Source organism: Caulobacter sp. GW821-FHT09B11 (assembly GCF_059418205.1).
On the sequence record NZ_JBWKPK010000046.1, the window covers coordinates 20,686 to 29,787 of the forward strand.

The 9,102-nt window shown below is 69.1% G+C and carries 8 protein-coding genes; 6 read left to right on the forward strand and 2 right to left on the reverse strand.

Annotated elements, in window-relative coordinates:
* Position 1 precedes the first annotated feature (1 nt).
* Together ftsN and AC07N1_RS23630 are read right to left on the reverse strand one after the other, a co-directional pair.
* Positions 2-817, reverse strand: a complete 816-nt coding sequence (ftsN, locus tag AC07N1_RS23625; RefSeq protein WP_494674010.1) for a cell division protein FtsN — start codon at positions 815-817, stop codon at positions 2-4.
* 142 nt (positions 818-959) lie between these two features.
* Positions 960-2,144: a deoxyguanosinetriphosphate triphosphohydrolase gene (locus tag AC07N1_RS23630; protein WP_494674011.1), complete on the reverse strand. Its 1,185-nt coding sequence runs from the start codon at positions 2,142-2,144 to the stop codon at positions 960-962.
* Positions 2,145-2,221: 77 nt separating this feature from the next.
* Here AC07N1_RS23630 and erpA point away from each other — a divergent pair, with 77 nt between their 5' ends.
* From erpA to AC07N1_RS23660, 6 genes are all read left to right on the forward strand, one after another.
* A complete protein-coding gene (gene erpA / locus AC07N1_RS23635) occupies positions 2,222-2,554 on the forward strand; it encodes an iron-sulfur cluster insertion protein ErpA (protein WP_494674012.1) in 333 nt (110 codons plus the stop codon).
* A gap of 519 nt (positions 2,555-3,073) precedes the next feature.
* A complete protein-coding gene (gene xth / locus AC07N1_RS23640; protein ID WP_494674013.1) occupies positions 3,074-3,862 on the forward strand; it encodes an exodeoxyribonuclease III in 789 nt (262 codons plus the stop codon).
* Between the two features lie 69 nt (positions 3,863-3,931).
* Positions 3,932-4,840 carry a hypothetical protein gene (locus AC07N1_RS23645; protein ID WP_494674014.1) on the forward strand — a complete coding sequence of 303 codons (909 nt, stop codon included), beginning with the start codon at positions 3,932-3,934 and terminating at the stop codon, positions 4,838-4,840.
* 81 nt (positions 4,841-4,921) lie between these two features.
* Complete coding sequence (locus AC07N1_RS23650) at positions 4,922-5,269, forward strand: hypothetical protein (protein ID WP_494674015.1); 348 nt, start codon at positions 4,922-4,924, stop codon at positions 5,267-5,269.
* Positions 5,270-5,406: 137 nt separating this feature from the next.
* Positions 5,407-7,902: a TonB-dependent receptor gene (locus tag AC07N1_RS23655; RefSeq protein WP_494674016.1), complete on the forward strand. Its 2,496-nt coding sequence runs from the start codon at positions 5,407-5,409 to the stop codon at positions 7,900-7,902.
* A 3-nt stretch (positions 7,903-7,905) separates the two neighbouring features.
* Positions 7,906-8,985 carry a cytochrome-c peroxidase gene (locus tag AC07N1_RS23660; RefSeq protein WP_494674017.1) on the forward strand — a complete coding sequence of 360 codons (1,080 nt, stop codon included), beginning with the start codon at positions 7,906-7,908 and terminating at the stop codon, positions 8,983-8,985.
* The last annotated feature ends 117 nt before the right edge of the window (positions 8,986-9,102 follow it).

Sequence of the window (9,102 nt, forward strand, 5' to 3'; positions counted from 1 at the left end):
CCTACTTCACAAAGCAGGATTTGCCGGCGGCCGTCAGGGCGTCGCAGAACGCCTTGGCGTCGGCGCGGCTGGAGAAGCCGGTGACCGAGGTGCGGTAGAGGGTCGAGCCGTTCTTGTCGATCGCTTCGACCTTCTTGCCCTTGCCGGCGGCCAGGCCAGGCGCGATGCGGGCGGCGTCGCCCCAGGCCTTGTCGGCGAGCGCCGTCGAGGACAGGGCGCCGATCTGGACGCTGGCCGGACCCGAAGCGGTCGCGGCGGGCTTCGGCGCGGCGGCGGCCGGCTTGGCCGGAACGGTCTTGGGCGGCGCGACGGCGGCGGTGGCCAGGCTCTCGATGCTGGGCGCCGGAGCCGGCTTGGTCGGCGCGGGCTTGGCCGGAGCGGCGGCGACCGGCGCGCTGGGCGTGGCGACGGGCGGCTTGGCCGGCGGCAGGCTGGCGCTCTGCACCGGGGCGGTCGGCGGCGGCGCGGTCGGACGGGCCATCGGCTCTTCCGGCGGCGCGGCGTAGGTCGGCGAGGCCGTCGGGTTCTCGTGGCTGTAGATCTGCAGACCGGCGGCTTCGTCGGGCTTGTTCTGGTCGGGCGCCGGGGCGGCCTTCATCTCGGCCACGGGCTCGCCCACGGTGCGCGGCGGCTCGTTGGGGCCGCGGATGCCGTTGCGATAGACCAGGAACACGCCGACCAGCAGGGTGCCGAGCACCACCGCGCTGATGATCAGGGTCAGGGGCAAGGGCCTCGACCCACGCACCGGCTGGCGCGCATCGAAGGACAGCGGCGCATCGGTGGGCGGCGCATAGGCGCCGCGGTGCGGATCGGACATCTCACAAGGCTCCAGAATTCCGGCGCTCGCATCCGCCGTCGGCGAATCACGCGCGCAAGTTCCTACTGTACTGGACCCGATCCCCGTTCAGAACTGTCGCACCCTCGCCGGTTGTGCATGTTCCTTCCGCGGCGGCAGCCCGTCAGTTCCAGACATCCAGATGGAACAGCTTGCGGTGCTCCTCGATGGCGAAACGATCGGTCATGCCGGCGATGTAGTCGCACACCACGCGGGCCCTTCCGGCCTGGTCGCGGTTCTGCGACTTGGCGAACCATTCCGAGGGCAGGACCTCGGGTTCGGCCAAGAAAAGCGTGAACATCTCGGCCAGAATGCGGCGCGCCTGGCTGCGGGTGCGGTTCACCCGCCAGTGGCGGTACATCCTGGCATGAAGGAACTGGCGAAGGCGGGCCAGGTCTTCCAGCATGTCGGCCGAGAACGAGACTAGCGCATGCGGCAAGGCCCGCACGTCGTCGGCCGACATCACGCCCGTGGCGGCGGCGCGCTGCAGGGTTTCGCCCATCACGTCGTCGACCATCGCCCCGATCATCCGGCGCACGGCCTCCAGGCGGGTGATGCGGGCGTCGAGCTCGGGCCGCTCGCTGCGCACGGCCGCCAGGATCGGGCCGATCAGCGGCACGTCCATCAGCTCGTCCAGCGTGAAGAGCCCCGCCTCCACCCCGTCGTCGATGTCGTGGTTGTTGTAGGCGATGTCGTCCGACAGGGCCGCGACCTGCGCCTCGGCCGAAGCCCAGGTGTCCAGCTTGAGGCCGTATTCGGCGTCGTACTTGGAGATCGCCTTCCACGACGGCTCGCCCAGCTTATGGATCACCGGGCCGTTGTGCTTGATGACCCCTTCCAGGGTCTCCCAGGTCAGGTTCAGGCCGATGAAGTCCGGATAGCGGTGCTCCAGTTCGGTGACGACGCGGAAGGTCTGGACGTTGTGATCGAAGCCGCCGAAGTCCTTGGTCTGCAGCTCCAGCTCGTCCTCGCCGGCATGGCCGAACGGCGGATGGCCCAGGTCGTGGGCCAGCGCGATGGTCTCGGCCAGGTCGGCGTCCAGCCCCAAGGCCGTGGCCAGCGAGCGGGCGATCTGGGCCACTTCCAGCGAGTGGGTCAGGCGGGTGCGGAACTGGTCGCCCTCGTGGGCGACGAACACCTGGGTCTTTTCCTTCAGGCGACGGAAGGCCGAGGTGTGGATGATACGGTCGCGATCGCGGGCGAACGGCGTGCGCGTGCGGCTCTCGTCTTCCTGATAGCGACGGCCCCGCGACTTGGTCGGATCCTCGGCGTAAGGAGCGCGGGGGACGGCGAACGGAGACGTCGACATGAGCGGCCTTTGCTGATCGCCCCTTTCCCCGGGACGCGGACGTCCTCATATAGGCGATAGATGAAGTTTCCACAGCCATGACCGACACCAACGTTACGCTTTCTTCGAACGCCGCCCGCCGCCTTCACGCGCTTTCCGAAGCCGAAGGCCGCGCGGTGATGCTGCGCGTCGCCGTCGACGGCGGCGGCTGCTCGGGCTTCCAATACCGGTTCGACCTGGTCGAGGCCGCGCAGGACGACGACCTCAGGATCGAGCGCGACGGGGCCGCGGCCCTGGTCGACGTGATCTCCCTGGCCCTGCTGAAGGGATCGGAGATCGACTTCGTCGACGAACTGGCCGGCGCGGAATTCCGCGTGAAGAATCCCAACGCCAAGTCCAGCTGCGGCTGCGGCGTCAGCTTCTCGATCTGACCGCGAAGACCTGCGGGCCAATACCGTCGCCCGCTCGAAACGGGCGCGACCTGGCGCCCGTAGAGGTTTCCGGCGCCTGCGACCTGGCGTCGCGTGACCATTGAATGCGGCGATCTCTCCCCTATTATGTAAGCAAGCGCTCATGGTTTGCGGCTTCTCATGCCGCACGAAAGCGCCACCCTCGCCCTAGCGCCGCCCAGCGGCGCGGGCGGGCTTTTTCCCAAATTCGATCATCCGGAACGACGACATCGCCGTTCCCAAACTGGAACTTTATGAAAACCAACACCACCCGTGCGCCCATCGCTGTCCAAAAGCCGCGCACTCCGAACCTTTCGCCTGCCGTGACCTCCCCGCTCTCGCCCGCCACCCTCTGGGCCTGGCCCGGTCTCACCCGCGCCGAACTGCGCGAACTGATCATCGATCAGATCGGCTGAGCGCCCTATCCCCGGAAATCTCCCCCTGCCCGCTTGAGCCCAAAGCCTGCGCCCCCTAGCCTCCGGCGCCTGCTCGGAGCCCGCCATGCGCATCGCCACCTGGAACGTCAATTCGGTCAACGCCCGCCTGGACAACGTCCTGGCCTGGTTCGAGGCCGAGGCGCCGGACGTCGCGGTGCTGCAGGAAATCAAGTGCGTCGACGAGAAGTTCCCGGCCGAGGCCTTCGAGCGCCTGGGCTACAACGTCGTCGTCCACGGCCAGAAGACCTACAACGGCGTGGCCCTGCTCTCGAAGCATCCGCTCGAGGACGTCCGCAAGGGCCTGCCGCTGCTTGAAGGCGACGCCGAGGACGAGCAGGCCCGCTATGTCGAGGCGGTGATCTCGGGCCCCAAGCCCGTGCGGGTGGTCGGGATCTACCTGCCCAACGGCAACCCGATCGGCACCGAGAAGTTCACCTACAAGCTGTCGTGGATGCGCCGCCTGCACGAGCACGCCAAGGGGCTGCTCGCCTTCGAGGAGCCGCTGGTCATCGCCGGCGACTACAACGTCATTCCCGAAGCCGAGGACGTGGCCAATCCCGAGGCCTGGTTGGGCGACGCCCTGTTCCAGCCCGAGAGCCGCGCCGCCTTCCGGGCCTTGAAGAACCTCGGCTTCACCGACGCCTACATGCAGTCCGACGGCGCGCCGGGCGGCTACACGTTCTGGGACTACCAGGCCGGCGCCTGGCCGCGGAACCTGGGCATCCGCATCGATCACCTGCTGCTGTCGCCCCAGGCCGCCGACATCCTCGAAGACGTGACCATCCACCGCGACGAGCGCGACAAGGAAAAGCCGTCGGACCACGTGCCGGTGGTCGCCAAGCTGGCCCTCTAGAACCACGCGCTGCGGGCGGTAGCCGGCGCCCCTGTCGCGAATCCGCGAACGCCGCTAGTTTCCGAAACCATGAGCGAGTTCTGGCGTCTCCTTGTGCTCGTGGCCATCGCCGGCTCGGCCGTCACCTTCATGGGCAGCGCGGCCATCTGGTTCATGGACGAAGAGCGGCGTATCCGCCGCGCCCTCCGCCACGTGCTGAAGGGCGAGCCCGAGACCGTGATCATCGCTCACGGTCGCGGCAAGGGCGCGGGCTTCTCGTTCGACACCAACACCGCCGCCGTCGCCTGGGACAACGGCGCCTGGTGCCTGCTCTACCGCATCGACGAGCTGATGGGGGCCGAGCTGTCGGTCGACAACCAGGTGATCGGCCGCGTGTTCCGGGGCGAGCAGCGCCGGGCCATCGACCAGATCGTCCAGCAGGCCGGCCGCGTCTGCCTGCGGCTGATCTTCGACGATCCCCGCCACCCCGACTTCGCACTGGACCTGTGGCTGGAGGGCGACCAGCAGCAGCGCCAGAGCCGCTCGCCCGCCCAGGCGATCCAGGAGGCCAACCGCTGGCTGGCCCGCGCCGAGGCCATCGTCCGCCGGCCGCTGGCGCCCCGCGGTCCCCCGCCCGCCCCCGCCAAGTCCGCCGAGCCCGAGATCGCCCGCCGTGCGCCGCCGGCGGCTCCGGCCGAAACCCTCGACAAGCCCGCGCCCTATCGTTCGGCGCGCGAGGCGGTGACGACCGGCGCCGGCGCGAGCGCGGCGGCCGTAGCCACCGCCCCGCTGTTCGAGGAAATCGACGACGGCCCCGAGGCCGCCGATCCGCCCTGGTCCGATCCCGAGGCCCCGATCCAGGCCTGGGCCGACGACGACGCCGAGGACGGTCCCGCCTACCAGCCGCCGGAGCGTCCGTACAAGCCGGTGTCCAAGGCCTCGCGCTCGCCCAAGGACGATCAGGACGAGCTGCCCTTCGACCTCGACGACGAGGACTGACGCCTCCCGCCAGGGTTGCGCGCCGGCCTTGCCTGCGTCACCTTGGGGCGTTCCGTCCGGGACGCTCGTGGGAGACGCGTCATGATCCGCCTCGCCGTTCTCGCCCTGCCCCTGCTGCTGGCCGCTCCGGCCGCGGCCCAGACCCTGGCGCCGCAGAAGCTGGTGCTGAGCCGCGCCGATCATGACCGGGACGGCGTGGTCAGCGAGGCCGAGGCCGCCGAACGTCTGGCCCTGGCCGACGAGCGCGAACTGCCGACCACCGAGCCGACCAACTGGTATCGCCAGCCCAAGGCGCCACGGACGGAGTCGATGGGCGCCACCGACGGCCTGGCGATGAAGCGCCGCTTCTTCCCCGCCTCCGAGTTCGAACTCGAGAACGAGCGGCGGTTCGAGGAACGCCTGAAGGAAATCCGCAAGCGGAACCGCTAACGCCGTTCGCCCGCGCCCATTTTTCGCCATTGCGGCTCCCACGTAGTTGCGAGTCGATCTCAACACCCGTATAGCCCGCGCCCTTATTGCGATTGATACGCACAAGCGTGAATACGGGGCGAGTGATGAAGCGAGCGATGTTGACCTCCGCGGCGATGGCCGTGGCGCTGGGCGCGGCCGGACAGGCCTGGAGCCAGGACGAACAGGCCGAGCGCCTCCCCAAGGTCAGCATCGAGGCGGCCGCCGCCCAACCGCCCGCCAAGGCCTACGAGGCCGCCGACCCGGTCGACTCGGGCACGTCCAGGATCACCCGCCGCGCCCTCGAGGACCGCACGCCCGGCAACGGCGACATCATCGAGACCCTGAAGATCCTGCCCTACGCCAATTTCGACGCCGACCAGGGCCTGGCGACGCAGGACAGCATCCAGGACCTGCGGCCGGCCAACGTCTCGATCTCGGGCGGCCAGTACTATGACAACTACTTCTCGATCGACGGCGTCGGCGTAAACAGCCGCCTGAACGTGGTCGACCTGTCGAGCAACGCCCAGAACTACAACGAGACGGCCGGCGGCAGCGCCCAGTCGATCTGGCTCGACAGCAACCTGATCGAGAGCCTGACCGTCCGCGACAGCAACATCTCGGCCCAGTACGGCGGCTTCACCGGCGGCATGGTGCAGATCGAGACGCGCCAGCCGGCCCACGTGTTCGGCGGCTCGGTCACCTTCGGCTGCACCAACGACAGCCTGACCTCGTTCAAGATCCCCAACGCCACGCGCACCGCCCTGAACGGCGTCGAGCCGGCGCACCCGAACTACGAGAAGTGCAAGGTCAACGCGACGGTCGACCTGCCGATCAACGACAAGGTTCGGGTTCTGCTCGGCGCCGGCCGGCAGGAAACCGAGATGACCTACTACCGCGCCGCGGCCTATGGCGGCGACGCGTTCGGCCTGAAGAGCCGCAGCGACAACGTGCTGGCCAAGGTCGAGGCCGATCTCGCGCCCGACCTCGTGCTGCGCGGCCAGATCGCCTACAGCCCCTACACCAGCGAGAACTCGGCCAACAATTCGCGCAACGCCGTCATGACCCAGAAGGGCGGCGGCCTGACCGGCAAGCTCGAACTGGCCGGCAAGCGCGACGAGGCGAACTGGTCGCTGGCGGCGACCTACACCAAGGCCCAGAGCGGCCGTAAGGCGCCCGATCCCAACTTCTCCTGGCCCTCGGCCTCGACCTACGCCGACTGGTGCAACAACACCAACTGCACCGAGGGCAGCTTCGGCGACCTCGACCAGTGGCAGGAAGACATCGGCCTGCAGGCCCGCTGGAGCCAGCCTCTGCTGGGCGGCGACCTGCGCGTCGGCGCCGACTACGGCCACGTCACGGCCCGCAAGCGCCGCCCGGAAGACAACTACGCCTACAGCCAGGGCACGGTTAGCACCCGGGTCGCCTGCGCCACCGGCGACGTGGCCTGCAAGACCGGCGACGTCGTCCTGACCAGCGCCATCTTCTATGCGGCCTACGACGCCGAGGCGAGCCTCGACTCCGTCTCGGCCTTCGCCGAGTACGAGGTCAGCCGCGGCCCGCTGACCGTGCGCGGCGGCCTGCGCTACGATCACGAGAGCCTGCTCGGCAACCACAGCTTCGCCCCGCGCCTGTCGGTGGTCTACGAACTGCCGTGGGAAGTCACCGCCACGCTCGGCGCCAACCGCTACTATTCGCGCGACTTCCTCGGCTACGCGATCAAGTCGCAGTACCCGGGCACCAAGGTCTATCGCCGCACCACCTCGACGGTGAACGGCCAGTTGGTGGCCGGCGACTGGTACCTCTATTCGCACTCGGTGACGGCCGGCGTGGCGGGCACCGGCGTCAAGACGCCCTATTCCGACGAGCTGACCTTCGCCCTCTCCAGGCCGGTGTTCGGCGGCGTGGCGCGGATCAAGGGCGTGGCCCGCGAGGCCCGCGACCAGTTCACCGCCGGCGTCGTCACGGTCGAAAGCTACGTCCGCGAGACCAACAACCAGACCTACACCTACAACACCACGCACCTGGGCAACGAGGGCGAGACCTCGTACCGCGGGGTCTCGGCCGAATGGAGCCGGGGCTTCGGCCGCCACACCGTCACGGTGAACGGCTCGTGGTCCAAGACCGAGGACAATCTCAGCGACAACTACTACGAGGATCCGTCGGACGAGACCGAGTACGGCGACGAGCTGATCTACTACAAGGGCCAGCTGCGCGGCCTGCTGGGCGTGATCGCCGAGAACCAGCGCCTGAACTACGCCGCCCCCGGCCTGGTCAACGGCGACTGGAGCGCCGACTGGTGGAACGGCCGCATCCGCACCAACCTCAACGCCCGCTGGCGCTCGGGCTTCGACCAGGTCGAGGAGACCGGCGCGACCCAGACCGTGAACGGCGTGCGCTATTCGGTGTGGGACATCGTCCGCTACAAGTCGCAGACGACCTTCAACGCCAACATCCAGGCGCTGATCGCCAAGACCTCGTACGGCGAGGCCCGCCTCGACCTGCGGATCACCAACCTGTTCGACACCCTGCCGCAGACGGTGACGGCCTCGTCGACCGCTCAGCCCTACAAGCTTGGCCGCTCGTTCTGGGTCGGCATGAGCTACAAGTTCTGATCCATGAAGCGCGCGGCGAATCTCCTTCTGTTGCTGGGAACGGCGGCGGCCCTGATCGGGCTGGCGCCGCTTCCGGACGCGAACGCGGTTCGCCGCGCCGCCTTCTCCGGCAAGCCTGAAACCTGGCCGGCCCCGACCCTGCTGGCCGGGGCCTCGTTCACCCCGTTCGGGACCCTGCCCGCCCCGGTCGTCCCGGCCGACAATCCGCAGACCCCGGAAAAGGCGGCGCTGGGCCGGACGCTGTTCGAGGATCCCCGGCTGTCGGGCTCGGGCCAGATCGCCTGCGCCTCGTGCCACAATCCCGAACTGGCGTTCGGCGACGGGGTGAAGACCTCGTTCGGCCACGACCGCCAGCGCGGCCGCCGCAACGCCCCGACCCTGACCGTCGTGGCCTGGCGTACGCCGCTGTTCTGGGACGGCCGGGCCGGCAGCCTGGAGACCCAGGCCCTGGGCCCGCTGGTCGACCACAAGGAGATGGCCGCCGACCCGCGCGAGGTCGAACGCCGGCTGAACGCCGATCCCGACTATCGCAAGGCCTTCTCGCAGGTGTTCGGGGCCAGGCGCGTCACCGCCCAGGACGCCGCCAAGGCCCTGGCCGCCTACCAGCGCACCCTCAAGCCGCGCAGCAGCAAGTGGGACCGGGTGCTGAGCCTGGGCGGCCGGGTGCTGAGCGACCAGGAGCTGCAGGGGCTGGAGCTGTTCCAGGGCAAGGCCGGCTGCGCCAACTGCCACAACGGCCCGCTGCTGTCGGACGGCAAGTTCCACAACATCGGCCTGTCGTTCTACGGTCGAAAGCTGCAGGACCTGGGCCGCTACGAGGTCAGCGGCGACCCGGCCGACGTCGGCGCCTTCCTGACGCCGTCCCTGCGCGGGATTTCGAAGACCGGTCCCTACATGCACAACGGCATCTTCCCGACGCTGGAGGGAACGGTGAACTTCTACAACGAAGGCGGCGCCCGGCTGCGGCCCAAGCCCGACCAGGTCGGCGACCGCCTGTTCCCGACCACCACCCCGCTGCTGAAGCCTCTGGGCCTGACGCGGGAGGAAAAGGCGGCGCTGGTGGCGTTCCTGGAGACGCTTTGAACGTCCTTCTCCCCTTGCGGCCAGGAGGAACCTCCCCCTCTGGGGGAGGCGATCGCGTAGCGATCGGTGGGGGGTGTTCTTGGGACGACGGCCGACGCCTCGGAAGCTGAAAACGCC